Origin of the sequence: Exilibacterium tricleocarpae, from assembly GCF_007004655.1 — a bacterium.
Taxonomy (GTDB): domain Bacteria; phylum Pseudomonadota; class Gammaproteobacteria; order Pseudomonadales; family Cellvibrionaceae; genus Exilibacterium; species Exilibacterium tricleocarpae.
Genome location: NZ_ML660087.1, coordinates 94,933 through 120,867, shown reverse-complemented (window position 1 = coordinate 120,867; position 25,935 = coordinate 94,933). Strand labels below are relative to the sequence as shown.

General features: G+C 57.4%; 15 protein-coding genes. 6 read left to right on the top strand and 9 right to left on the bottom strand.

The genetic code is table 11. The annotated features are described in order from the left end of the window. Positions 1–6 precede the first annotated feature (6 nt). The 3 genes from FKG94_RS00460 to FKG94_RS00450 form a co-directional block, all read right to left on the bottom strand. The gene (locus FKG94_RS00460; RefSeq protein WP_142902219.1) at positions 7–5,745 is read right to left on the bottom strand and encodes a two-partner secretion domain-containing protein; all 5,739 of its coding nucleotides are present in this window, start codon (positions 5,743–5,745) and stop codon (positions 7–9) included. A gap of 179 nt (positions 5,746–5,924) precedes the next feature. Then, positions 5,925–7,625 carry a ShlB/FhaC/HecB family hemolysin secretion/activation protein gene (locus tag FKG94_RS00455; protein ID WP_179957416.1) on the bottom strand — a complete coding sequence of 567 codons (1,701 nt, stop codon included), beginning with the start codon at positions 7,623–7,625 and terminating at the stop codon, positions 5,925–5,927. 168 nt (positions 7,626–7,793) lie between these two features. Continuing rightward, entirely contained in the window at positions 7,794–9,260 is a 1,467-nt protein-coding gene (locus tag FKG94_RS00450) for an ATP-binding protein (RefSeq protein ID WP_179957415.1), read from the bottom strand. A gap of 1,004 nt (positions 9,261–10,264) precedes the next feature. On the opposite strand from FKG94_RS00450, the gene FKG94_RS00445 reads away from it, so the two are divergent. From FKG94_RS00445 to FKG94_RS00425, 5 genes are all read left to right on the top strand, one after another. After that, a complete protein-coding gene (locus FKG94_RS00445) occupies positions 10,265–11,206 on the top strand; it encodes an HD-GYP domain-containing protein (protein WP_179957414.1) in 942 nt (313 codons plus the stop codon). 25 nt (positions 11,207–11,231) lie between these two features. After that, positions 11,232–11,930 carry a response regulator transcription factor gene (locus tag FKG94_RS00440; RefSeq protein ID WP_142902215.1) on the top strand — a complete coding sequence of 233 codons (699 nt, stop codon included), beginning with the start codon at positions 11,232–11,234 and terminating at the stop codon, positions 11,928–11,930. A gap of 328 nt (positions 11,931–12,258) precedes the next feature. Continuing rightward, positions 12,259–12,579, top strand: coding sequence for a hypothetical protein (locus FKG94_RS00435; protein ID WP_142902214.1), 321 nt, complete (start codon positions 12,259–12,261; stop codon positions 12,577–12,579). Positions 12,580–12,692: 113 nt separating this feature from the next. Beyond that, the gene (locus FKG94_RS00430) at positions 12,693–13,592 is read left to right on the top strand and encodes an IS256 family transposase (protein WP_142902213.1); all 900 of its coding nucleotides are present in this window, start codon (positions 12,693–12,695) and stop codon (positions 13,590–13,592) included. A 230-nt stretch (positions 13,593–13,822) separates the two neighbouring features. Then, complete coding sequence (locus tag FKG94_RS00425) at positions 13,823–14,200, top strand: hypothetical protein (RefSeq protein ID WP_142902212.1); 378 nt, start codon at positions 13,823–13,825, stop codon at positions 14,198–14,200. A gap of 278 nt (positions 14,201–14,478) precedes the next feature. On the opposite strand, the gene glcF is transcribed toward FKG94_RS00425, so the two are convergent. From glcF to FKG94_RS00395, 6 genes are all read right to left on the bottom strand, one after another. After that, complete coding sequence (gene glcF, locus FKG94_RS00420) at positions 14,479–15,699, bottom strand: glycolate oxidase subunit GlcF (RefSeq protein WP_142902211.1); 1,221 nt, start codon at positions 15,697–15,699, stop codon at positions 14,479–14,481. A 91-nt stretch (positions 15,700–15,790) separates the two neighbouring features. Next, positions 15,791–16,867, bottom strand: coding sequence for a glycolate oxidase subunit GlcE (glcE, locus tag FKG94_RS00415; RefSeq protein ID WP_142902210.1), 1,077 nt, complete (start codon positions 16,865–16,867; stop codon positions 15,791–15,793). Further along, positions 16,864–18,312 carry an FAD-linked oxidase C-terminal domain-containing protein gene (locus FKG94_RS00410; protein WP_142902209.1) on the bottom strand — a complete coding sequence of 483 codons (1,449 nt, stop codon included), beginning with the start codon at positions 18,310–18,312 and terminating at the stop codon, positions 16,864–16,866. Before FKG94_RS00410 ends, glcE begins: the two co-directional genes overlap by 4 nt. A gap of 18 nt (positions 18,313–18,330) precedes the next feature. Next, positions 18,331–18,771 carry a hypothetical protein gene (locus tag FKG94_RS00405; RefSeq protein ID WP_142902208.1) on the bottom strand — a complete coding sequence of 147 codons (441 nt, stop codon included), beginning with the start codon at positions 18,769–18,771 and terminating at the stop codon, positions 18,331–18,333. Positions 18,772–18,860: 89 nt separating this feature from the next. Further along, positions 18,861–22,019 carry an efflux RND transporter permease subunit gene (locus FKG94_RS00400; protein ID WP_142902207.1) on the bottom strand — a complete coding sequence of 1,053 codons (3,159 nt, stop codon included), beginning with the start codon at positions 22,017–22,019 and terminating at the stop codon, positions 18,861–18,863. Positions 22,020–22,055: 36 nt separating this feature from the next. Then, positions 22,056–23,369 (bottom strand): efflux RND transporter periplasmic adaptor subunit, encoded by a 1,314-nt coding sequence (locus tag FKG94_RS00395; RefSeq protein WP_142902206.1) that lies wholly within the window; start codon positions 23,367–23,369, stop codon positions 22,056–22,058. Positions 23,370–24,325: 956 nt separating this feature from the next. Here FKG94_RS00395 and FKG94_RS00390 point away from each other — a divergent pair. Beyond that, on the top strand, positions 24,326–25,867 hold the full coding sequence (locus tag FKG94_RS00390) for an AMP-binding protein (RefSeq protein ID WP_142902205.1): 1,542 nt from the start codon (positions 24,326–24,328) through the stop codon (positions 25,865–25,867). Positions 25,868–25,935: the final 68 nt, after the last annotated feature.

Below are 25,935 nucleotides of genomic sequence, written 5' to 3'. Positions count from 1 at the left end.
CCACCCCTACTCCACGTCAATCACTATCGCCTTATAACCCTTGGCCATCAGCTCTCCAAGGCTCTCGACACTGCGCACAAAGACCACCTGCGACTGATCACCCGCGGCTGCCGGTGCGACGCGGGCGACGATCGCATCGATGGCGTCCTGCGACAACGTCGTGTTGTCCGCATTGGGTATCATCGGGGGTTGCTGCGGCAGATCGAAACTCTCCACGACTATCTGGTTGAGATTGACCTCACCGCTACCCACCATGACCTGACCATTCACGGCCAGAGTTCCTGTACCGCTGAGATCAATGCGCTGGGGGTTCCCCGTTACCGTACCGGTCGTGGCATCGACGACAAAGCGGCCATCGCTGAGTTCAATATCCACAGTCTGTGCGGTTATAAAACCGGAGTCGCCGGCACTGAGCGCCCCGGTGTAAGCCTGTTCAGCGGTGACTACTGCCGTTTGCCGGGCGGTCACATCGGCGTGCACATTCCCGGCTGCCACCTCCACATCGTCACCGCGGATAGCACCACTGAGAGTAGCCCCGGAGCTGGCCAGTACCTGGCCACCGGCCTCGATCGAACCGGTCATATTGCCATCAGCCGCACTCACAACATTGCCGGTCACAGCGGTAATGGCGACTGCCACATCCCCGGTCGCGCTGCTCTCGACATCCCCCCCGGCAACAATCGAACCGTCGAGATTGCCGCCGACGCTACTGGCCACACCGCCATCGGCGGTAATCACTATCGCGGCATCGCCACCGACCGCGCTCTCAACCTGCCCGCCTGCCAGCATCGAACCGTCAAAATTACCACCGACATTATTCACCACATTACCCGTAGTTGCGGTAATGGCGACCGAGGCGTCACCCTGGGCGGTACTGTCAACGCTGCCGCGTGCGACGATGGAACCTGTCACCGCGCCGCCAACCTCGGTTTTCACATCACCGCCGCTGACGATCTCGAGCAGTGCATCTCCCGCGACCCTGGTGTCTACATCACCCGCCGCCGTCATTGAACCTGAGGCACGACCGCCAATCACCGCCACAATATTACCGCCGCTGACGATCGGGCCCTCGGCATCGCCACCGACAATGCTGTTGACACTGCCGCCGGCGGTGAGTGTCTCATCGGTAAATACCTGGTTACCGGCAAGGAGGGCGTCGTAGGTGGACGCCAGCCTTACCGTGGCCGCGGAAAAGTCATCCGCCTGCACCGCCATCGAACCCAGTCTCACCGCCGCAGTGCCGGCATTCTGCATAAAAACATCGCCGTTCACGCTGCCGTTACCGTCACCGGCAACCAACACTATACTCTGCTCGCCATCGACAGTACCAAATACGTCACCGCTGAACCGGATATCGCCCGCCGCGGTCGCCGATACCCCGGTATCAAACCGGGTTGAAGCCTGAGTCAAGGTCACGGGACCGGCAAAGGTGAGGTCGCCGGCCCGATAGGTATCGCCGGCAAGTACCGTATCCCCCGCCGCAATCGAGACCACACCGAGTCGGCTTGACGCCCCGAGGGCCCCCAGGGTTACCGGTCCGGCTGCATTGACCTCGAAACCCTGTTCGCCCGCACTTGCAGCATCGATAGCGCCCGCGACAATCGTCGCAGCGGCGGTCGCGGTCAGGGCGGTATCTCCGGCGAGCAGCAGGGGTGCGTTGAACCTAAAACCCTCTCCCGCCGACGCCAGGCGCCCGCTCAGCGAGGAACCCGCGCCATTTAACGTCAAACCGCCAACAACCACGTCACCAAAAGAGAAGTTCAACGGCTGCTCGGCGGTCACCGTCTCTCGATAGGTGCCGTCCAACACAATCACCGTATTACCCGCCACCGCCGCGGCGACGGCAGTGGCGATGCTCATAGCATCACCGGTACTGGCGGTGCCCACCGTAAAATTACCGTTGGTCGCCGTCCCGGTCCAACCTTCGATATAACTGGAGTCCGGCGCGGCAAGCCCGGTGGCAAAATCGATAGCATCCTGCTGTGAGGTGCGGAAGAACGTGAAACTGTCACCACCGGGGCGGTGATCGGGATTCCTGACGACGTGGGAAAAGCCGGCCAGTTCAAGCGTCCCAAAATCGAGAGTGTCCGAGCTGTCCTGGCTAAACACACCGACGGCTTCAGCGAAGGTGCTGGTAGCGGCATCGATGCGGATGCCGGCCGTTTGTTGATCAAAAAAGCGGTTCGCCTGATACAGCGCCACACCGCCCCAGGCATTGCCGAGTGTGGTTACCCCTGCCAGACTGATGTCAGCACTGTCGGTAATCTGGATACCGGCGCCCGCCGTTTCGAGACTGCTGTCAGCCAGCGCGCGGCCATCGGCCGTTACCCGGGCAATAGTCGCGCCCTGCACACCATTTAGATCGAGTTCAGCGCGGCCGGAACCGCGAATGGTCACATCCGCGATAGCGAAGTCCGTCAACCGGCTGCCCGCCGCACCGGCATTGGCCGGATTCACCTTGATACCGTAGCGGCCACCGCTGTTGCCGGCCGGGCCATAGAGGGTGAAATCACTGAGGGTGACCGCATCGGCCGTAACGTAAACACCGTAGCCGTTAACCGCCGAGCCGTCGATGACGGTGCCCGCCTGACTCTGGCCCGTCAAAGTCAGGCCGGTGTCGATATTCAGGGTGCTGTCCAGCAGATACGTCCCGTCGCCGAGCAAAACCGTATCGCCGCTGGCGGCGAAACCGAGTCCCGTCTCAATATCATTGCCCGCGGTAATCACCACATAACCATCTCTGAGGTCGGCAAATCCGGCGTAAGCGCCCGCGCTGTCAGTGCCGTCGCCGACCTTGGCAGCCAGCGCAAGCAGTTGGTCGTTGCTCATATCGGCAACGGCAACACCGTCAAACCGATTTTCCTGCAGGGCAACAGTGGTACCTGCACCGGTGTAGAGACCGACGTGGGTGGTGTTAGCATCGAAGTCGTTGTCACTGATAGTGGCAGCAACGGTAGCACTGCCCGGCCCCAAACCGAGGCCTTCAAACAAACTGCCGGTAAAGCGGTTGCCGCTGACCACAGCCGCCTGCGGACCATCGATGGACATGCCGACAAAATTGCCATCGAAGTCATTGGCGAGAACCCGGGCGCCGGCGGCCCCGGGATTCAGATAAACACCCGTCGCCCAGCCGGCAAACCGGTTATTTACAATCGACAGACCACCCTGATCGCCACCGGAAGTGGTTAAGATGCCGCGGTAACCGTCACCATCGGCTGCACCGAAGCGGCTGAAAACCGAGTTTTGAATGGTGATGTCGGTAGCGCCGCTACCGATATAAATACCGGCGTTGGAGCCCTGCACCCGCCCGCCGTCCACCAGTGTCAACCCGTCAACAGTAGAACCGCCGGCGTTACCGGTGATAAAGATACTGCCCGTCAACACCGCTTCCTCGCCGCTGCGATTGCGGCCGTCGACACCGGCCTGGGGTCCGGCCAACAGAACTGTCTTGTCGAGCGTCAAGGTCTCGGCATAGGCTCCCGCCTGTACGTCCACCACACCGCCATTTACCACCGCATCTATACCCGCACCGATAGTTGCCAGGGGTTGGCGCCGATTGCCGAGACCGTTGCCCAAACCAAAATCGTCGCCCGCCGTAGCGGTAGACCCCGCCCACACCGTCACATGGGAGCGGTTGCCGATCGCCGGCGTATCGCCGAGAAAACCGCCGGCACCGTAGCGCCGGTCGAGTATCCACATACCGTCGTTGTCCGCCGACAGCGCCATTATATCCGCGCCGTATTGCGCCGCGTCGACAAACGGCGACGTGGTATAAGCACCATCACTGACAGAAAAGAAGACAATATCCCACTCGCTGCCCCGGTCACCTCTGCGGTTAGCGTCGATCGTCGCCAGATCGGTGCGCACCAGTATCGAGCCCTTGGTGTTCTCAATCAGGTTGCCGGTCACTGTGACGGCGGCGCCGCTGCCCAAATTGATACCGGTGCGAACATCCGAGATCACGTTATCGATGATGCGGATACCGGCCAGGTTAGCAGCGACGTTGATCGCGGTATTGTGATTGAGCGGATCGGACCAATCGACATCGGTGAAAGCATCGCTGAACGGACCGGTCACCGTCATCCCGGTAACGGTCACATCGTTGGCGGAAATAGAAAAACCGGTTTCCCGATCGAGGCCTGTCGTTAACGTGGCACCGGCCGCGCCGGCGACGGTGACGCCCGCCACGTGGACAGAGACATTTTCATCGTAGACACCCGCCGCAACGTTCACCAGCCCGTTGACATTCGCGATATCGACGCCATTTTGAATCAGCCCGGTGGCGGCCACGTTGACGACACTGGCCTCCCCGGCCAGGGTCTGATTGTCCCCCAACAAAATACCGGCATTGAGATTTACAGCCAGCTTGCCATCGCCGTTCTCATCCACCAGCGCCAGGTTGTTGCCGTTTACCTGCGCGGAGCTGTCGATGGTTGCCTCGATTGTGATGGACTCGGCCGCCTCGAGATGCACATTGGTGGTTGCCAGGTTGGCGACGATAGTGTCGGCGCCGAGCGTCGACTCACCGTCGCCGCCACTGGCAATTACCGTCAGGTTATCCGGATCGACGGACCAGGTGCCGGCAGCGCCCTGGGGCGCCAGGGTATCTACCGACAGGCCGGCGGCAATCGCCACACGCTTGCCGGAGGTTTCCACAAAACCACCGTCACCACCACCGGCACCGCCGCGCGCGGAGAAGTTGCCGTCATAGAAGCCGTCGTTGCCGGCGTAAGCCCGGATTGTGCCACCCGCACCGTAACCCAGAGCATCCGCCCTGATGTCTGCACCTGCGGCGGTGGTAATGGTTGTACCCCGAATATCCACAGACCCGCCCCCGGCTGCGCCGCTGGCATCGAGTGTGCCGGCGATCTGTATATCGCCGCCGTCCAGGATGATCTCACCGCCGACAACCTGAGCTGAGTTTGCAAGGGTAACGCCCGTCACATTGATCACGGAATCAAGCAGCCCGCCCGCCGCTTTCGCGCTGAGAGTGACGACGCCGCCCTGCGCCGCCACCTCCCCCAATTGTGCAACGGCCGCCTGTTCAGCGCCCACGCCGATCTCCACCAGTCGATCACCGGCGAGGTCCAGAGTAAAGGTCTCGCCCGCCGCCAAAGTCACGCTGCCGAGGCGGGCGTGAATCACCCCGCTGTTACTCACCGACGGTCCCACCAGGGCCGCCAGACCGCCTTCGCTAATGGTAATGTGCCCGTCGTTCGATACCGTCCCGCCACCACCGCCCTGCAACGCCAGGCGCGTGTCGCCCGCCATAAAGCGCTCTACATCGATATCCGCGGCGGCGGCCACCAGACCTGCAGTATCCACCCGCGCCCCGGCACCGAACATGACACCGTTTGGATTCAGCACCCAGACCTGGCCATTGGCGCTGAGCCCGCCGTTGATCTGGGTCGGATCGGTACTGCCGTTGACCCGGTTGACCGCTATCGCAGCGGCTCCCGGTTGAGAAAAATTGACCTGTGCCGCCGCACCGATATCGAAATTGCGCCAGTCGATCACCGCCCGCCGGGTGGATTGATTGATATCCAGACGCGCGCCGCTGCGGGAAATAGACACAGCGCCGCCCGCAACGCTGGCACCGCTCGGCAGGGTCTCGGGGTCCAGCGCAACAGCTCCGGCACTGAGCACCAGAGCCAGAGCACTGGTGCTCAGTGCCGCTGTGCGGGCAGTCAGGGTCGCCGGCTGTCCGGTAAAAACTGCTTTTTTGGTATGGAATTGGCTGTTCATATCGATTCCTGTGCGGGTCGGCGGCCAGCCCGGCAAAACGTCACTGGCGCCGGCTGTCGACTACAGTGCCCAATGGACAGGACCGCCAGACTACAGAAAAAGACCGGTCCCAAGCCCTCAGTGTATTGTTATGTTGAGCGCTACTGTTTTCGGGCACGCGTTATCAAAATACTTCAGCTTCAAAACGTGGAAGCCATGGAGAAAAACACACGTGGGTTTCGATCGCCTTCGGCCCCCACGTCTCGCGCAAACGGCTTGGCAACGAAGAAGTCGATGTTGAAGCGCTGCAGCAGCGTGGCGCGCGCACCAATACCCAGAGATTCAAATTTCTCCCGGCGTTGCTCGCCAGGCAGTACAGTGACCTGTTCAACCGTGGCGTTTTCATAGGCGCCGTAGAACACGGTGCTTTGCAGAAAAGAAAGCGCCGCGGGTATGCGCCACTGCAGCTCCATTTTCCCCGCCAGCCCCTTTTCTCCGGTAATCTCGGCGGGATCAAACGCCCGACCGTAATACCTGCCCCCAAAACCCAGTTCCTGGGATGCCAGCAGGTCTTCGTTGAAAGACGTCTGGCCGGCAAGCCCTACCAACAGCGCCAGCCCGTTACCGAGAGGCTGATGGCGGGTCACTTCAAAGTTGAGTCGCCGGTAGTCACTGCCGGCGTTGGCGCGGGAGAGGTTGGCATCACCAATTTTTGAACCGCCCAGGGCAGTGACGCCGTGGGTATAGGTCAGCTCAGCGGTGTTGTAACCCCCACCGCCGTCCAACTTGTTGGCAAACAGCCGGACGTTGATATTGCGCACATTGTCTTCAAACACCGGGTCGACCAGGATATTGTCGGAACCTATGTCGCTGCCGTAAAGACCGAGCGTGCCCATCAGATTGAACGCCCGCGAACGGATAAAGGGATAAGACAGCTCCAGCCGCACTGTTTTTGCTTCGCCCTCGGTATCGAGAGCCCCGATAGCCAGCTCCGGGCGCGTGCGCGAATGGCTGTAAGAGGTGAACAGTGAAAGCCCGTTGGCACTCAACGGCTGTTGGAAACTGATCGCACCATAGGCGAGTTCCGGATCGCCATCCGGCGTCATCACGCCGGTCAAACCCAGCCGCCCGGCCGTACCCAAGACATCATTGAGGTAGCCGACGGCCATCAGCTCCTCGCGGCCCAGGTAGCGACTGCCGAAGTTATCCGCCGCGATGTAGCCGTCGAATGCCTTGCGATCCACCACCAGGGTGAGACTGGCGGCGCCGGCGGTGCCTTCCGATGGCGTCAGCACGCTGCGCAGCGACAGGCCGGTTATGTCGCCGGCCAGCAACAGCTCGCGCTCGAGCACCGCGGCGGTGAGGGGCCGCGCCGCTGTCAGGCGTTGCGCGTGGCGCAATAACAGCGACAGGGCGCCGCCCGCATCGCCCTCGACTTCCACCTTGTCGATAAAACCCTCGACAATCTGCAGGCGTAACCGGCCATCACTAATGCGCTGAGCCGGCACCACCGCACGGGTCAGGATATACCCGGCATCGCGATAAGCTGCGGTTACCCGGGCTGCCAGTTCATAGACATCCGCAAGCGTGATATCCCGGTGGGTGTACTGATCCGCAAGCGCCTGTAACCGTCCCTCCGGCAGTGCCAGCTGCCAGTCGAACAACACACCGGTGATCTGAAATTTCTGTTGCCGGGCCCCCTTTGGTGCCGTTTGCGAAGGCGTCGACGGCACCACGACCGGCGTCTCCAGGTCCGGCGTATCGGCCCTGGGGCGCACCCGCTCGTCCACCCGACTGGGGTCGACACCGGCCTGTGCCGCGACGGTGCAAACCCAACCACCGTATAGTAATAAACCGAGTATCCCGCTTTTTATCAGTCTTGTTATTAGCTGCCACGACACTGTGATCTGCCCCGCTGTTACACGGCCGCTACATTAAGCAACCTGTGGATATAAGCGACAATCATAGCGGTTTTGATGACAACAGAACGGGAAGACAATGTCGTATTTTGTCACAGTATGTATAAATGTGACGTAATCGCTGGCGCAACAGGGTTGTCGTTAAAAATATCAGGCGCCGGGCAGCGGCACCACGATCACAGTTTTCAAGCCATGGGGTTCGATATTGCTCATGCCGAGCTTGCCGTTCATTTTGGTCACTATGTCCTGACACAGCGACAAGCCGATACCGGAGCCGATATCAGGGGGTTTGGTGGTAAAAAATGGCTCCATGACTCTCGCCAAGTCAGCTTCCGGAATACCCTGGCCGTTATCCGTAATAATGATCATGTACTGATCACCGACCACCTCCGACAACACGGCAATCTGCCGGTCTGTCTGATCAGGATCGGACGCCAGGGAGTGGATGGAGTTTTGCACAATATTGACGATCACCTGGGAGAAAAGCACGGTATTTCCATCGATGATGGCATTTGGCGATTTGGTCGCGTAGCTGAAGCTTATGTTGTTGCCACTGAGTTCCTGCGCCAAATACTGATGCACCCGGTACATCACCTGATTCGGGTTAAACAGCTCCGTCTGTATCTTCTGGTGCTCGGGTGAATGTAAAAGCCTCAAATTTCGTATTATTTGGTTGGTTCTCTCTATTTGATCGATGATTATTTTAGTATTCGCCAGTATCTCATCGGTGTTCGCCCCCTGCTCCTGCTCCGGAAAGTTGCGACAGAGGTCTTCGATCAGCGAGGCGGAAATCTGCATCACCGACATCGGCTGATTCACCTCATGGAAAATGGCCGACGCCGCTTTACCAATAACGGCGATCCGCTCGAGCCTGAGGTTTTTCTCCCGGATGATCATATTTTCCGTTTCATCTCGGCCGACCAGCAGGAACCGGACAGGGCGGTACTCCTGCATAGGTTGGATTTTCCAGCCCACAAACCTTTTTTTTCCGTCGAAAAACACTGTCGTCGTGCACTCCTGCTTGGCCCCGGTGGTTCTCGCCTCAGCCAAAAACGCCTCGAGGTCCTGCAACAAGTCCGATATCTTTCCGGAAATATCACACAGGCTATCGGCATCTCGCTGGCGGCCAAAGTCATCGAAAAACAACGTAAAGGAAATATTTCGGTAAGAAATAAAGCCGTCTTCACTGATGATAAATATAATTTCCGCCTGCGAATCCAGAATCGACCTGTATTCGTTTTTTTGCCTCTCTATTTCATCGGATAACCGGTATTTCTCCTGCTCCAGACTGTTGATATGAAAAACCACGGCCGGTAAAATTTGATCAATGGACTTGGGCAAAAAAAGCTCGTAATTTTCCGCACCACCGCAATCCCGGATCAATCCGAAAAAATACTTGACTATCTCAGACTTGAGCAGACAGAGAAAAAGATAGCCGGTGGAAAAAACCGCAACAGCAAGCAATAAGGGGTAGAGGTAGACTATATAGCTCTCTGCAGACCGGCCCCAGGAACCGGCCAGAAAAGATACACACAGGATAATGCCGGGAATCAAACTGGCAATCGAAAGCCAGGTGAATACGATTGTCTTTATCCTTGTTTGGTGCGAAATTGCCATAAACTCAAAATCTTGTTTTTTTGCCCAAAGACCCGCGTTCACCAAGAACACACTCCACTCCCACCTCGCCGGCCCCGATCGTCCCCAAAAACGCACCGGGGCAGATCGCCACCCGCTGTCCATGCCTGCTATACAGGCTAGACAGCCTCACACCCTTACCTACCGGCACAAAACGCCCCCCGCCGTGGCCGGCGAATTTTACCGGTTATATTGATCGGGCGGCTATCTATCTCTCGGGAATGCCGACTTATGGACTAATCCCACCAAAGCGGCGGTAGAAAATGTTTCAAAATGTATCAATTTGTAATTTCTGTCGCCAATTTCAACGAATTGCCGATATATATGTTATAAAGCCGAAAATATAGACTTGCAAGGACCACTTCACTATACATTCGCCAATTATGTGTGGCGGGTAATAGTCCGCAAACAGGCGATTAGGCGGCATATAGACCGCTGGAGATCAACTCCTTGTGAGCGCTTTTTGTACAACTCACACCGACGAGTGGTCCGGAATTTACTTACAGGCAGGGATGCTTATCTTAGGCCTAGCCAAACCTAACAGATACTGGGCAACACGGAGTTTTGAGGTAGCAAACGCGTGTTTCCGGTGTCCACAACAGATTCGCTCTACCTCGTCGTACCTGAAAGGCGACAGGATTTAAGGAAAAAACTGTTTCTAAGCGAGAGATGGAAACGCCTGTCGACCCTATACTGTGTCGGGTATCTGCTTATAGGTATTTTCGCTATGAACCAAGTTTTTTGTCCTATACGCAATATTTTTTCTTGTTTTAGTAATCAAACCTCGGATGCTTTCGAAATCTTTACTTAGTTTTTACTTTAATGTTTAATTATGCCAAGTGATCATGCTTTTTAAACTTTTCATAACTAAGGAATCTATACTCTGGCCAGTTCCCGTAGCTACAAAAAAGAAAAAGCGTACCTTGCACGACAGGATAAGAGTAAAGACCCTACACACGTTGCAGCGACTGCGACAATCATGGGCAATGGAAAAATTACGTAACCAAACGCTTGAAGTCGCTTACTCTCTACTGGAGGAGACGCAGTTTGGCAACCCGCTCCCAAGTGACAACACGCCCGTTAGGACCTGCATAGAAAACATATTGACCGACCCGGACACCCTGGACTTACTCGCCCGGATGGAGAAAAAAAGTCCGCATCTGAGACATCATGCACTTTCCTGCCTTGTGCTTTGCACCCGCTTCGGTCAGTATCTCGGCATTACCGGCCAGTCTCTGCACAACCTGGCACTCGGCGCTCTCCTGCACGATGTGGGGATATTGAACACAAGCTCAAATACATACGACAAGACAGCCTGTATAGCAGCGGGTGATAGGCGGCAGTCTGAAACGCACGTCCTGCACGGACCACGGATATTGGCTAACAATCCGAAATTCTGGGCGGCAATTGACGTGGCTAATGCGCACCACGAGAGTGTAAACGGCACCGGGTACCCGAGAAAATTGAAGGGAGAAGCGATTCCCTACAACGCTCGCATCGTCGCTATAGTGGAAGCCTATGACACCATGGTTTCCAGCCTGACCCACAACCGCGACACTGACTCGCCGGCCCAGGCGTTGTCCGTGCTCTATCGATGGATGGGAATCAAATTTGATCAAAGGCTGGTCGAGTCTTTTATCAGGTTTTTGGGCGTCTATCCCGTTGGCTCCGTCGTCGAACTGGATTCAGGGGAAGTGGGAATTGTTATCGAGACAAAAGCCTTTCACCTGATGATGCCGAAAATTGCGCTGGTATTAGATAACAAGGGCCATAAAATCGCGCCTGAAGTGATCGACCTATACCAGGAAAAAGTAGACCTGAAGGAGGGTAAGCACAGAATCATAAAAGCTTTACAAAATAATAAATACAACATAGATATTTCAAATATTATTAAAAAAAACAAATATCGCCGTGACAGACAACCTTAGCGTCTTATTAATGGGGTGAAACATTATGATGGCCAAGAAGTATTTAATCGTCGACGACGATGAGATGATTCTAAATCGATTATCTCTGTTTTTTGAAAAACACGGTATTGAAAGCTCGATAGCATCCAATGCTGCAGAAGCCAAAGATTTAATCGAAAAAAACAGCTTCGATCTTGTCACCGTAGATATCATTCTACCCGGCGAGAGCGGGATAGAATTGACCAAATGGATTAAATCGACCAAAGGCTTACCTGTCGTGCTGCTAACATCGCTGGACGATAGCATCGATGTTGTTTGCGGTCTGGAGATCGGTGCCGATGACTATATCAGCAAACCTTTCGACCCCCGGGTGCTGCTTGCCAGAACCAACGCCGTATTGCGACGTTACCAGGAAATCGGCGGCCAGGATATGCAACAAAAAAATATTTTCGACACCAATAAGAGATTACTTAAGCTGGAGGGCATCGAGTATTCATTGAGCTCGACGGAATTCGATTTTGTCAACATCCTGCTCAGCGAAAAGGGAAAAGCGGTTTCCAGAGAAGCACTCTATAGAAAGATGTTTGATAAAGACTGGCACCCTGAAGACCGGGCGATAGACAATATCGTAACCAGACTGAGAAAACGCATCGAAGAATCCCCTCAAGCACCCAAGTATGTCGTGACTGTGCGAAACAAGGGTTACCTGATTCCGGAAGGCGCGATCAATACCGTCAGGGGGTGACCCACAGCAGTCCTGCAAAAAAGCCCACTAGCACGAGGGCACACCTCGCCAACAAAGATACATATAGAGACAAATACAACCTTGGTAATGAGGTTAGATAACACAACCTACTATTCCGCGGTTTATGTTCGATGGAAAAGTGGTTATTGTGTTGCCATTCAGCCCGACATCTAAATTAATAACGTAAAAAAGGGGGCAGATCATGACTCGCTCGATAAGCTCGGCCGGGGGGTTAACTAACCGAGACAGTTCTACTGGGCAAGACAGATCGACTGGACAAGACAATTCGGCCGGCCAAGTTAGCTCGGCTAACAAAAAAGAAGGGTTAATGAAATATGAATCAGCGCAGAGTGAATTAACAGAAAGCGGATTAACGAGAGTTCCGTTAACGAGAGCTCCGTTAGAGAATACTCAAAGCAAAGACAATCAAAACACGTCATCGACCCGATGCTCTGCCGCGTCGCAAACCAAACAAACTAAAAGTGCAATCAAAGGACTGACGGGCGCTATCGACCATCCAGATACCGCCGCACTGCCAGCGGATACGCCTGTAAACGCCATCAGCTTGATGAACGAGTTAATTGCAGAAACGGCGCCGGATGTAAAATCGCTTATTGAGGAGCTGTTCCGGGAACAGCGCTGCAAATAAGCCAGTACCGATTCACAGGGCCCCCCTATGCCCATACTCGGCGGTGTCCCAATGAACCGCCTTTTTTCTTTTGCAACAGCGCCACCCAGGTCGCGCACATCGGGGGATAGTATATGGCGTTACCACTTGATTTCGACATTGCATTGATTGCTTTGAGTAAAGGCGGCGGCACTTCGAGTGAGGATAACGTCCTTAATACCTTAATACGGGAACTGGCCGAGGCCGCTATGGCCCCGGAAATAGACTGTCAGCCGAGCCCGCAACCAGCGCGAGAGCGTCCAAACGACACCATCACCGCCCCCGCCGCCCGGCAGAGGGCTATCGATCTGCAACAGTGGCAACAAAGGGCTTTACAGAGCCACTATCCCTTTGTCTGGTTCGCCACCACCGACTACCGGGTAAAAACCAACGGCACCTGTACGACCAAGTCGGTATGCATCGTGCTGGGCTTGAACCTCAGCGGTAAAAAAGAGGTCTTGGGCCTATATATAGTCAGCGGCAGCGAAGCGGGTTTCTGGCTTTCCCTGCTGCGAGACCTCAACACCCGTGGCGTTCAGGACATACTGATATCGGTCGTCGCCACCGACGGCAGCAACGGCTTTCTCGACGCCATCAGCCAGACATTTCCGCAGACCGATGTGCAGTTATGCGTAAACCACCAAATCAGGTATTCCCTGAGGCAGGTCGCCGACAAAAACCAACAGGCGGTTATGGCTGCCCTGTCATCAATCCACGATGCAGAAAACCGGGAATCCGCCGATGCCGCTCTAGCCGAACTGGAAGGTCGCTGGGGTCATCAATATCCAACCGTCACCCAGTCGTGGCGCAACAACTGGCAACACCTGTCCGCAAACTTCGACTATCCCGCCGCCATCCGCCGCGTCATCCACACCACCGATCCGATCGAGGTCGTGTGTCGACCTGTTAGAGCAATCACCACCGGTAAGGTCACTTTCGCCGATGAAAACAGCCTTATGAGCCTACTCTACACCGCTATCCAAAAGGGCCGATAGCGCCCCTGTAAAGCCTTTTGCCAGCGCGCCCCGACAGCGTTATCGAATCCCCTGACGAGGGCGAATCGCCCTGGTTTCGCTGTACCTCCGGTATAATTTGGCGAATACATTCAATTACATTTCGATACACACGGAAAACTTATATCTTTAGAATTTTGTGAACTGTGCACTTATACTTGCGGGCAAAATGTGAAGGCACTGCCATGTGCCGATGGTGGTAGGTTAATCATATGCAAGCACAAAAAACGGTGGCAATAACATCTCAGGACCGGTACTGGGAGCTATACCAGGCCATGTCTCCGGACGCTGCCCCGCACGAGATCGAAGATGTACCGTCTGGCGTCGATGATACTTTCGGCACCGGTTTTTCCGCTGTGTCGTACGACGCAAATGATACCGATGATCAAAGCCCAAATCGTGAAAAGGCTATCTACAACGAAGACAAAGCGTTTGACGATGACGACCAGGAAGAACAAGAAGAGCCAGGGGATAAACTTGAGAAAGGCGGGCCCGACGACAGCCTGAGTTCTTCTCTGCAATGGCTCGATGAGTGGGTCGAGGGAAGCCGGCATACAGAACAAGCTCAGAACGAGAAAAACCGGAACTGACACTAACGGCACTGACTGTTAAGTGAAAACAGTGCTGATGGATCGGCCTGTCTCTACTACTCTACCTGCCTCTACAACTAAATAGTGCTTTTAGAAGCGCGGGCTAGGCGTCCCCTCGATAAACCCGTCTATGGGGACTCCTCTAAAGCGCCGACTGTCGCTTAAAGCGCTTACTTTCGCTTAAAGCGCCTACTTTTGGTGGCGGTGGTCATCGCGACAGCATCACTGCTCGATCTGGCGCCGGCGCCGGCTAAATATCCTGGTTGAGACCCGGGCCTTTACGCCCCAAGCATTTCCTCCACCAGTTCGATCCAATGGCGCACAGGCACCGGAGATTGCGATGCCAGGTGCAGTTGACAACCCACATTCGCGGTCGCAATACAATCAGGATCGTCGAGAGTCAGCGCCTGCACTTTATTATCCAACAGGGTGCGACTGAGTGCCGGCTGCAGGATGGAGTAGGTCCCCGCCGAGCCGCAGCACAGATGATTATCCCGAGTGCGGGCCAGGTTTACCCCGATTTTACGCAAGACGGCCCCGATACTGTCGGGCAACTGTTGCCCGTGTTGCAGACTACAAGGGCAGTGCACCGCTACTTTTTTGCTGCCCGGGCGCAAAGCCAAACGGCTCAAGTCCTGAGCGTCCAGCACCTCACTCAGATCTTGGGTGAGCGCGCTGATACGACGGGCTTTCTCGGCATATTCGGGGTCTGTTTCGAGGAAGTGCCCATACTCCTTAATCGTGCTGCCACACCCGGAGGCGGTCATCACAATCGCCTCCGCCCCGGCGGCCACGGCGGGCCACCAGGCGTCGATATTGCGCCGCATAAAATCCAGCCCTTCGACCGGCTTTGACAAGTGATGGCTCAAGGCACCGCAGCAACCCGCCTCGGGTACTTCAATCAACGAAATGCCCAACTGGTCCAGCACACGGGCGGCGGCCCGATTGGTATTGGGAGTCGTCCCCGGTTGCACGCACCCGGCCAGCGCCAGCATAACCCGCTGGTGACGGCGCGCCGGCCAGGCAGTAACGGTGGTTCTGGGCGGCACCTTCTCCCGCAGCGACCGCGGCAGTAACGGCCGCAGCCACTGCCCCAATCGCAACAGCGCGGTAAAGCGATGGCGAAAGGGCAGGACCTGTCGCAAGCCCCAGCGCTGTAGTCGCTCCCAGGGAGGGCGCGCCTGTTGTTGTTCGATAAGCGTGCGACCGATGCCGGCCAGGCGATCGTACTCCACGCCCGAGGGACAGGTGGTCTCACAACTTCTGCATCCCAAACACCGATCCAGGTGCAGGCGTGTCTTATCAGTAGCTTCGCCCTGCTCCAGTAACTGCTTAATCAGATGAATGCGCCCTCTGGGGCCATCGCGCTCATCGCCCAACATCAAATACGTCGGACAGGTGGCCGTACAAAAACCGCAGTGCACGCAGCTTCGCAATAACGCCTGCGCCTCGCGAGCTGCCGCCTTGGATTCCAGTGAGTGATGCAACTTCGCATGCATGGTTGAGCGCCTTTGCTAAAGACTGGTTTTCGAGATCAAGGGTTCACCTTGGGGTTTCAAGGCCAGACATTCTATCGCCAACTAAAAAGACCTATAGCCAACTGTACAGCCGGCCCGGATTAAACAGCCCCCGGGGATCAAAAGCCGCCTTTACCTGTTTGTGAATGGTCTGCAACATCTCTGTTTGGGTATGAAAAACTTCACCGCTGCGATCACCGCCCCGAAACAGACTGACCTGGCCACCACCGGCAACTGCCGCAGCCTCCAACTCGCCGCGATCAAACTCAGGGTCGAGACCGTCCCCGCGTAACCAACGTTGTGCCCCACCCCAGTCGAGCAGCCAACTGGCCTGCGGCAAAAAGTGCGGCGCGCTGGGTTTTAACGAGAAGCGCCACAGCGGTGCCGGACCGGCAAAAAAGCTGAGCTGCTGCTCCCGCAACTGTTCCCAGAAGCGCCCGCCATCTCCATCGAGCCGCTCACCGGACCACTGAGCCGCGGCCGCCTCGACAGCCGCGCGCGCGCCCGCCAGGCGCACGTACAAATTACCGTCCAGCCAACAGGCAGCGGTCAACGGCTGCGACCGCCCGGCCAACCGGTTCATGATCAGGATTGCCTCGGCGGCATCGGTCTGTTGTACCAATGTCTGCGTCAGCGCCGGTTTCGGCATCACCTTCAAGCTGACTTCTGTCACCACGCCAAGCGTGCCCATGGCTCCCGCCTGCAGCCGCGACGCATCGTAGCCGGCCACATTCTTTATGACCTGGCCACCGAAACGCAGGTGCTCGCCCCTGCCGTTGATCAGTCGGATGCCCAGTAGCATATCCCGCACAGAGCCGCCCCAGGGCCGGCCCGGCCCGGACAGATTACAGGCCAGGGTACCGCCGATACTGGCGGCGCCATCGCAATCGGGCGGCTCGAACGACAGCATTTGATTGTGTTCGGCCAGCACGTCGTTAATTTCTGTGATTGGAGTACCGGCTCGGGCCGTCACCACCAACTCCACCGGTTGATAATCCACAATGCCGCTGTGGTCAGCCAGGTGCAACGGCGAACCGGAGGCTGTCCGCCCCAAGTGCGCTTTGCTGCCACGCCCGATAATATTGAGCGACGAGCCCTGCGCCAGAGCCGTTTTGACCTGCTCCACAAGTTGGCCGCTACTATCACTCACCGCAGTGACGCCCGGGCATCGAGGGCGCGATACTCCTGGCAGCGTTTCAGCACCGGAATGCCTTTGCCGGGATTGAGCGTGCCGCCGGCGTCGAAGGCAGACTTTATCGCGCGAAATTGCGCCAGCTCCACCTCGTCAAACTGCACGTGCATCTGCCGGATTTTTTCGATCCCGACACCGTGCTCACCGGTAATACACCCGCCCACCGCCACACAGAGTTCGAGAATCCTGCCGCCCAGTTCCTCGGTTTTTTCAAACTCTCCCGGCACGCTGGCATCGAACAGAATCAGCGGGTGCAGATTACCGTCGCCGGCGTGGAACACATTGGCCACCCGCAGACTATAGTGTTCGGCCAGGGTGTCGATCTCCGCCAGCACGCGGGCCAACTGGCTGCGCGGAATGGTGCCGTCCATACAATAGTAATCCGGTGCTATCCGACCCACGGCGGGAAAAGCCGATTTACGTCCTTTCCACAACAGGGCCCGCTCCGCCTCGTCGTGGGACACCCGGGTTGCCGTGGCACCGAGGCGCAGAAACAGGTGCTCGACCTGTTCAATGCCCTGCTGTACTTCTTCACGGGTACCATCGAGTTCGCACAACAGTAAAGCCTTGGCGTCGACCGGATAGCCGGCGCCGCAGAAAGCCTCCGCGGCTTTGATCGCATGGCTGTCCATCATCTCCAGACCAGCCGGCACTATACCGCGGGAGATCACCTCGCCCACCGCCGCGCCCGCTGTCTGCACCTGGTCGAACGCCGCCATCACCACCTGGGCCCGCTGCGGCACCGGCAGCAGCTTGACAGTAACCTCCGTCACTACGCCGAGCAGCCCCTCAGAACCGATCATCAACGCCAACAGATCACAGCCGGCAGTGTCCAGACCCTCGCTGCCGATCGTCACCTTTTCGCCGGCGACCGTAATCACCTCCAGTTTGAGGATATTGTGTACCGTGAGGCCGTATTTCAAACAGTGAACACCGCCGGCGTTCTCCGCGACATTGCCGCCGATGGTACAGGCAATCTGCGAGGAGGGATCGGGCGCATAGTACAGCCCGTGCTCGGCCGCAGCTTCGCTGATGGCGAGGTTGCGCACGCCCGGCTGCACCCGGGCGCTGCGCGCCAGGGGATCGATATCGACAATGCGCGTCAACCGCGCCAGCGACAATACAACACCGTCACTGACGGGCATGGCGCCGGCACTCAATCCGGTTCCGGCCCCCCGCGCCACCACCGGTATCCGGTGTCGGTGACAGACTCGCATCGCCTGTTGTATCTGATCGACAGTCTCCGGCACCACCACCAGTAACGGCGTTGCACAATACATGGGCAAGCCGTCGCACTCGTAGACCTTCTGGGTTTCGGCGTCCTCGATCACGTAGTGCGGATCAATAAACTCGCGCAGTTGTCGCGCCAATTCGGCTTTGCCAATGGGTTGCCTGTCTGCCATGGCCGGTTCCCGCCGAGACTACCGCAGCAACATATTGACACAGGTGACGACAATACCGCCGATATTGCCCGTCGCCGTCAAAAACGGGCACACCAGCAAATACTCGTTTCCATACTCTCCGGCCATCACGCTGTAATTGACTTTGTACAACTTGACTGCCGTCTCCTCCACCGAACAGATACCGTCATCGAACAGGAACTCTCTCACCAGGCTTTCACCCAGTAGATTGTCCCGTTCATTGGGCCAATGCCCACTGGAGTGCCCCTGGTAGTCAATGCTAAAACTGCGGCACCGATCCAGGGTAAAAAACTCCACCCCCGCACTGTGCGCATCGGCACGCTGTTGCCAGGCCGCCACCGCATCCAGTATCGTCTGGCTGCAGGTCGCGGCCACATCCAGCTCCTGCGCACTGTGGTAGGCCAGGGTGGCAAAATGATGACTATCGTCGTGAAACTTCATGGCTGCCCCTCGAGATTCCAGATGCCACACTATTACAGATAATCCCCGCAATCAATTCTCGGCAATTGCCGGCGCTACCGTAAAAAAGATCAGGCGCCATCGGCGGCCAGGGGTCTGCTGGGGGTCCGGGTGGTGAGTGCCGCCAACTGGCGGCACAGCACATAAAATACCGGCGTAAACAACAGGCCGAAAAAAGTTACCCCCAGCATCCCGCTGAACACCGCAACGCCCAGAGCCTGGCGCATCTCGGCCCCGGCTCCCGAGGCCAGCACCAGCGGCACCACACCGAGTATAAAGGCAAAGGAGGTCATCAGGATCGGCCGCAGGCGCAGTTTGGCGGCATCGATGGCGGCGTTCCAGCGGTCGCGTCCCTCGTCTTCCAACTGCTTGGCAAATTCCACAATCAAGATCGCATTTTTACTGGCCAACGCCACCAGCACCACAAAACCTATTTGCGTCAGGATATTGTTGTCCATACCCGCCAGCGCCACTCCGGTAATCGCCGACAGCAAACACATGGGTACGATCAGAATCACCGCCAGCGGCAGTGTCCAGCTCTCATACTGCGCTGCCAGCAGCAGGTAGACGAATACCACCGCCAGTATAAAGGCGATTGCAGCGGTGCCGCCGGCCTGTTTTTCCTGCAGGGCGATCTCGGTCCATTCGAACCCCATGCCGTTGGGCAGCACCTGGTCGGCCAGGCGCTCCATGGCGGCCAGGGCCTCACCGGTGCTGTAACCGGGCGCGGCATTGCCGAGCAGGCCCGCGGCCGGATACAGGTTGTAGCGCGGCACGCGCGAGGGGCCGGCAATGTCTTGCGGCACCGCCACCGAGCCGATCGGCACCATGTCGCCGCGCTCGTTGCGCACGCGGATGCGGGTGGCATCGTCCGGGGTCAGACGGTAGGGAGCATCGGCCTGGGCGGTCACGCGAAAAGTCCGGCCGAGAAAATTAAAGTCGTTGATAAACGACGAGCCGAGATAGACCTCCAGTGCTTCGAAAATATTGGCCACCGGCACCCCCAGTTGTTCAGCCTTCTCGCGGTTGATATCCAGGTATAACTGCGGTGTACCGGTTTCAAAAAAAGTAAAGGCGGAGGTCACGGCCGGGTCCTGGTTGGCGGCACCGGCGAGACTCCAGGTAGCTTCCTCCAGAGCCCGCAGTCCGCGCCCGCGCTGGTCTTGCACCATCATGCGAAAGCCGCCGGCATTGCCCATACCGCGTACCGGCGGCGGCGGAATGACAACGATAAAAGCCTCCTCGATGGCGGCCATGCGACGACCCATCTCGGCCAGCACATCGTTATAGTCGAGGCCAAGTTTTTCCCGTTCGTCAAAGTCTGCCAGCACCGGAAAGATAGCCGCGGCATTGGTGGCGTTGGTAAATGTGGCACCGGCAAAACCGGTAAAAGCCACCGTGTTGATCACCGCATCCATATCCATCAACTGCTCGGTCGCCTCCTTCACCACCGCATCGGTGCGCGACAGCGAAGCACCCGGCGGCAGTTGAATACTGACGATAAAATAGCCCTGATCCTGCGGCGGAATAAAACCGGTGGGCACGCGGCTAAACTGCCAGGCCGCCAGTAACATCAGGCCGATATAGACCAGCACCACCATACCGCTCTTTTTGACGAAGATACAAATGATATCCCCGTACTTCTTCGCCAGTTTATCCAGCATGGCGTTGAACAGATTGAAAAAAGCCTGTATCGGGCCGCCCCTGCCGCTGTGTTCATCGGGGCTGTGATCCTTTAACAGAATTGCCGACAGCGCCGGACTCAGGGTCAGCGAGGTAAAAACGGATATCACCGTGGCGACGGCGATAGTAACACCGAATTGCTGGTAGAACTGGCCGGATATCCCCTCGAGAAAGGTGGTGGGCAGGAACACTGCCACCAGCACCAGCCCCATGGATATCAGCGCGCCGCCCACTTCAGTCATAGTGCGCCTGGCAGCGGTCAGGGCGTCCAGCCCCTGGCGCATGTTGCGCTCCATATTCTCCACCACCACGATGGCGTCATCGACGACAATACCGATCGCCAGCACCAGGCCGAACATAGTGAGGTTATTGAGGGAGAAGCCCAGCGCCTGCATCACCGCAAAGGTGCCGATCAGGGATATCGGTATGGCCAGGATAGGAATAATGGCGGCACGCCAGGTTTGCAGAAACACAATGATAACCAGCACCACCAGTATCACCGCTTCGATCAGGGTGGCCACCACGGCATCGATGGATTTCTGCACGAACTCGGTGGGATTATAGGCGATCTCATAGGCCAGCCCCTGGGGAAAGTCCGCCGACAGCTCTTCCATGGTGGCGATAATGGTTTGCGCCGTTTCGATGGCATTGGTGCCGGGCCGCTGAAACACCGGCATAGCGACGGCGGGCTGAGTGCCCAGGTAGCCCTTGTTGACATAGGCCTGGGAGCCGAGCTCCACCCGGCCGATATCCCGCACCCGCACCACGCTGGTGTCGTCGGCTTTGACGATAACGTTTTCGAACTGCTGCGGGTCGATCAGGCGACCCTGGGTCTGTACACTGATTTCAAAAGCATTTTGCTGCGGCACCGGCGACTGGTTCAGGTTGCCGCTGGCAACCTGAATATTCTGCGCCCGCAGCGCCTGCACCACATCACCGGCACTCAGACCCAGGGACTGAATGCGATCCGGGTCCAGCCAGATACGCATGGAGTACTCGCTGGCACCGAACAACTGAATGTCGCCCACACCCTCAATGCGGCGCAGTCGGTCGCGCAATTGCAACACTGCATAGTTGCCGATATAGGTCTGGTCGTAGGTGCCGTCGGGCGAAAACATATTGATCACCATCATTAGATCCGGTGAGTTCTTTCGCGTCGTGATACCCAGCCTTCTGACCGGCTCCGGCAGGCGCGCCTCGGCGATCGCCACCCGGTTCTGCACCAGCACCTGCGCCTCGTCCAGGTCAGTGCCCAACTCAAAGGTAATGGTCAACGTCATCTGCCCGTCGCCGGTAGACTGCGACAGCATATACAACATATTTTCGACACCGTTGACTTCCTGTTCGATCGGTGTGGCCACCGTGTCCGACACTATTTCGGCATTGGCGCCGGGATAGGTGGCGGTGACCTGGATAGTCGGCGGCGCTACCTGGGGATACTGTTCGATAGGCAGTGAAAAATACGACAGGCCACCGATAATCATAATCAGAATCGACAACACCGAGGCAAAGATCGGCCGGTCGATAGAGAAATGGGAGAGCTTCATGTCTCAGGTTCCCTACTGTTCTTATTGCGACTGTTCTTACTGCGGTTGCGCAGCGGCTTCGCTTGCTGTTGCTGCTTCGCTTGTTGTTGCTTCGCTTGTTGTTGCTTCGTTTGTTGCTGTCGCTTCGTTTGTTGCTGCAGCAACTTCCGGCTGCGCAGCCTCAGCCGCCTCAATATCCACTGTCGGTGGCGCGGTCTCGGCACTGACGCCGGCCACTGCCAGCGCCGCCCCCGTGATTTCACCCTCGACCGGCACCACTGCCATACCGGGGCGGGCCCGCTGCAGGCCGTTAATCACCACCCGATCACTTTCATCCAGACCCCGGCGCACAACCCGCAGGCCGTCATCCTGCAGGGTGCCCGGTTCGATAAAGCGCATTTCGACCTTATCTTCCGCGCCCACCACCATCACGAAGCGGCGCGATTGATCGGTACCGATAACCTCGTCGGGTACCAGCAAGGCCTCATACTGGCCGCTGCCAAGCAGCCGGGCGCGGCCGAACAGGCCCGGATAAAGCACACCGTCGGGGTTGGGTATAATCGCGCGCCCCTCTATGGTGCCGGTGCTTGCATCGAGTTCGTTATCGACAAAGTCCATATAGCCCTTATGGTCATAGCTGTCTTCATCCTGCAAGCGCACATGCAACGGATTGGCATTGGTGGTAGAACTGGGGCGTTCACCGGCACGGTCCAGGCGAATATATTTCAGCAGATCGCTCTCACTGCCCTCGAAGTAAAAATGAATGGGGTCGAGGGAAACCACGGTCGTCAGCAGGCTGGCATCAGCGCTGCCACCGGTGATCAGGTTGCCGACATCGACAGCACTTCTGCTGACGCGGCCGTTGATGGGAGACTTGACTTCGGTAAACTCCAGGTTCAGTTCGGCTTCGTCGAGAGCCGCCTTGGTAACCGACCGCTCCTGGGCGCGGCGGTCCAGCACTTCCTGGGCAATAGCCCTTTTTTTCCTAAGGTCAACGGCGCGCTCATATTCTTTTACCGCCAGTTCGTACTGCGCCCTGGCTCGGTCCAGGTCTATTTTGAACGGCCGCGGATCGACTACGAACAGAACATCGCCCTCACCCACGATCTGGCCGTCAGCAAAATTAATCGACTCCAGATAGCCGCTGACCCGGGCGCGGACTTCAACCCGCTCGATGGCCTGGAAACGGCCCACATACTCATCCCAATCGGTAATCTTCTGTTGCAGCGGTGCCGCCACCACAACCTCGGGAGCGGGAAAAACCATAGTGTTGGCACTGCGATCCTGACAGGCGGCGACCGCTACCGCCAACAATGGCAACAGGAAAAGTCTGCGCCAGGTTAGCCGCTGGGTTTTTAATTGACTATGCATGACAAACTCCTTCGGAGTCGAGGGGGCGAATCGGGGGGACGCCGGTAGTATAAACCACATCGCGGCGCTTGCGCCAAACAATGACTATGAAACTTTCTATAGCAGTGAAAAGTCTGCACTCACGATCAACAAGTAGCTTCTTTTTTCTCCTTGTTAATCGTTTCAGAATTGCCGGGCAACACATTTATCGGCAGGCAACCGCGCAGTGATTTAAACGCAGTAGATAAGATGATCGAAACGGCAGCCGCTCAAGCTTGACAATGACGTTAACGCAAGCGTAACGTTCGCACGGCGGGCAAGCTGCGCAAACACAATGATTGGTTAGGCGCCACAGGCAAGATCCCCGGCGCAGGAAAACGGCTGCGTTGCGCCGCAGTTGCGCCACGGGTGGCGCACCCCAAATTGGTGCACCCGGCTGGGATTGATCTGCACCCCGCACGAACAGAGCAAAATGGGCGACGACCGGAATGGCACTGCTTTAAGCAAATTTGCGCAGTTTATCGACCTCCACACTATCCCTAACGATCTTGGTTAAGAATATCGGAAGTAGGTTTACCGTTGGGTGGGGCTTTCAGAAACTCTCGACAGCAGGGATGCTGTCGGGAAATCCCCAGGGATGGGTTCACGATGTGTTTCTGAAAGCCCCACCCAGCGGTAAACCGGCCAATTAGCGCACTTTTGCTTAAAGCAGTGCCATTCGCGACGACCGCAACCTGAGTACTGCCGGTTGAGGCCGGTTGTCCATCGGCGTCGTCACCCGTCAAGTCATATTGGCGACAACCCTTGGACCCGATCTGTTCGGCTTTTCACACATGTTCAGCAAACGCCAGCGGCGCGGCAATGCCGGCAACGCCAGCGGGTCACAACAGGCGCGGCGCCGAAAGCTTCTGCGGCCCGGCAAGAGATCGTGTTATATTCCGCCTGCGTAATCTGACTGTCATATTCGGGGGCGTTTCATGTCGGACAATCACAACCTGTTCCAGGCTTTCTTCCGTCAGTTTCTCGAAAACCGTCAACCCGAAAATCACAGCCCCGCGGACCGAAACCGAACGGCAATCCGCACGCTCGCGGGCACCGGGCCGTCATACCGCTACCGGGACCTGTACGAAGAATCCGGCCGCTGGGCCAATTTCCTGACCGCCGAGGGGCTCAAACCCGGTGACCGGGTCAGTGTCCAGATCGACAAATGCTCCCAGGGGATAACCTTGTATCTGGGTTGTCTGCGCGCGGGGCTTGTCTACCATCCACTCAACACCGCCTATCAGTACGGCGAACTCGAGTACTTTATCGACAACGCCCAACCCACCGCCGTCGTCTATTCGGCGCCCTATGCGAATAATCTGCACAGGCTGGCCGAGTCGCGGGGTATCAACTGCCGGCTACTGCTCGGCCCCGAGCACAGTGTCGATCTGCACAGTTATGAACCGGCATTTAAAACCGTGCCCACGGATGCCGGCGATATTGCCGCGCTGCTGTACTCCTCCGGCACCACCGGCCGCCCCAAGGGCATCATGCTGAGTCACGCCAATCTGGCTGCCAATGCCAGAGCGCTGGTGGCGGCCTGGGCGTTCAGCGACACCGATATACTGCTCCACGCTCTGCCGATGTTCCACGTGCACGGGTTGTTCGTCGCGCTTGGCTGCGCGCTTATGAGCGGGGCACAGTTGGTGTACCTGCCGAAATTCGATGTCGACCAGGTGCTAAAAGAGCTGCCGGCGGCCACCGTGATGATGGGCGTTCCCACTTACTACACCCGGCTGCTGGCCGAGCCCCGCTTGTCCCGTGCGCTTTGCCGCAATATGCGGTTGTTTGTGTCCGGTTCGGCGCCGCTGCTGGCGGAGACGTTCAAGGCGTTCGAAGCGCGCACGGGACACACCATCCTCGAGCGTTACGGGATGACCGAGACTAATATGAACACATCAAATCCCCTGCACGGCAAGCGCAAACCCGGCTCGGTAGGCCTGCCGTTACCCGGTGTCGAGGTGCGCATTGCGGGGCCGGATCGCCAGCCCCTGGCGGCGGGAGAGGTGGGTGATCTGCAGGTAAGAGGTCCCAATGTCTTTAAGGGGTATTGGCAGATGCCGGAGAAAACGCGGGAGGATTTTACCGCAGACGGTTTTTTTAATACCGGCGATATCGGCGTTATCGACACCGACGGTTATATCTCCATTGTCGGCCGTTCAAAAGATATGATTATCAGCGGTGGATTGAACGTCTACCCGAAAGAAGTGGAAACGGTGCTGGACAGTCTGGCAGCCATTCGGGAATCGGCGGTTATCGGTGTGCCGCACGCCGATTTCGGTGAGGCCGTGGTGGCTGTAGTGGTGCCGCAAGCGGCGGGCGCCGTCGATGAGCAAGCCGTCTTGGCTGCCATCAAAGGGCAGCTGGCGAATTTCAAACAACCGAAACGCGTGATTACCGTGACAGAACTGCCCAGAAACACCATGGGCAAAATACAGAAAAACCAACTCAGAGAAAACTACCGGGCGCTATTTTAACCATAGCGGCCACGACTGTCGGAAACAGCCGTGGCCGCCGCTGTGAGACCGGCGACAGCGGTTCTGTT

What these genes read in the sequence shown, in the direction of transcription:
- FKG94_RS00450 (WP_179957415.1), bottom strand. Translation starts at nt 9,260, where the DNA reads ATGGCAATTTCGCACCAAACAAGGATAAAGACAATCGTATTCACCTGG.
- FKG94_RS00405 (WP_142902208.1), bottom strand. Translation starts at nt 18,771, where the DNA reads ATGAAGTTTCACGACGATAGTCATCATTTTGCCACCCTGGCCTACCAC.
- FKG94_RS00400 (WP_142902207.1), bottom strand. Translation starts at nt 22,019, where the DNA reads ATGAAGCTCTCCCATTTCTCTATCGACCGGCCGATCTTTGCCTCGGTG.
- FKG94_RS00460 (WP_142902219.1), bottom strand. Translation starts at nt 5,745, where the DNA reads ATGAACAGCCAATTCCATACCAAAAAAGCAGTTTTTACCGGACAGCCG.
- FKG94_RS00435 (WP_142902214.1), top strand. Translation starts at nt 12,259, where the DNA reads ATGAAATATGAATCAGCGCAGAGTGAATTAACAGAAAGCGGATTAACG.
- FKG94_RS00410 (WP_142902209.1), bottom strand. Translation starts at nt 18,312, where the DNA reads ATGGCAGACAGGCAACCCATTGGCAAAGCCGAATTGGCGCGACAACTG.
- glcF (WP_142902211.1), bottom strand. Translation starts at nt 15,699, where the DNA reads ATGCATGCGAAGTTGCATCACTCACTGGAATCCAAGGCGGCAGCTCGC.
- FKG94_RS00445 (WP_179957414.1), top strand. Translation starts at nt 10,265, where the DNA reads ATGGAAAAATTACGTAACCAAACGCTTGAAGTCGCTTACTCTCTACTG.
- FKG94_RS00430 (WP_142902213.1), top strand. Translation starts at nt 12,693, where the DNA reads ATGGCGTTACCACTTGATTTCGACATTGCATTGATTGCTTTGAGTAAA.
- FKG94_RS00395 (WP_142902206.1), bottom strand. Translation starts at nt 23,369, where the DNA reads ATGCATAGTCAATTAAAAACCCAGCGGCTAACCTGGCGCAGACTTTTC.
- FKG94_RS00390 (WP_142902205.1), top strand. Translation starts at nt 24,326, where the DNA reads ATGTCGGACAATCACAACCTGTTCCAGGCTTTCTTCCGTCAGTTTCTC.
- FKG94_RS00425 (WP_142902212.1), top strand. Translation starts at nt 13,823, where the DNA reads ATGCAAGCACAAAAAACGGTGGCAATAACATCTCAGGACCGGTACTGG.
- FKG94_RS00440 (WP_142902215.1), top strand. Translation starts at nt 11,232, where the DNA reads ATGATGGCCAAGAAGTATTTAATCGTCGACGACGATGAGATGATTCTA.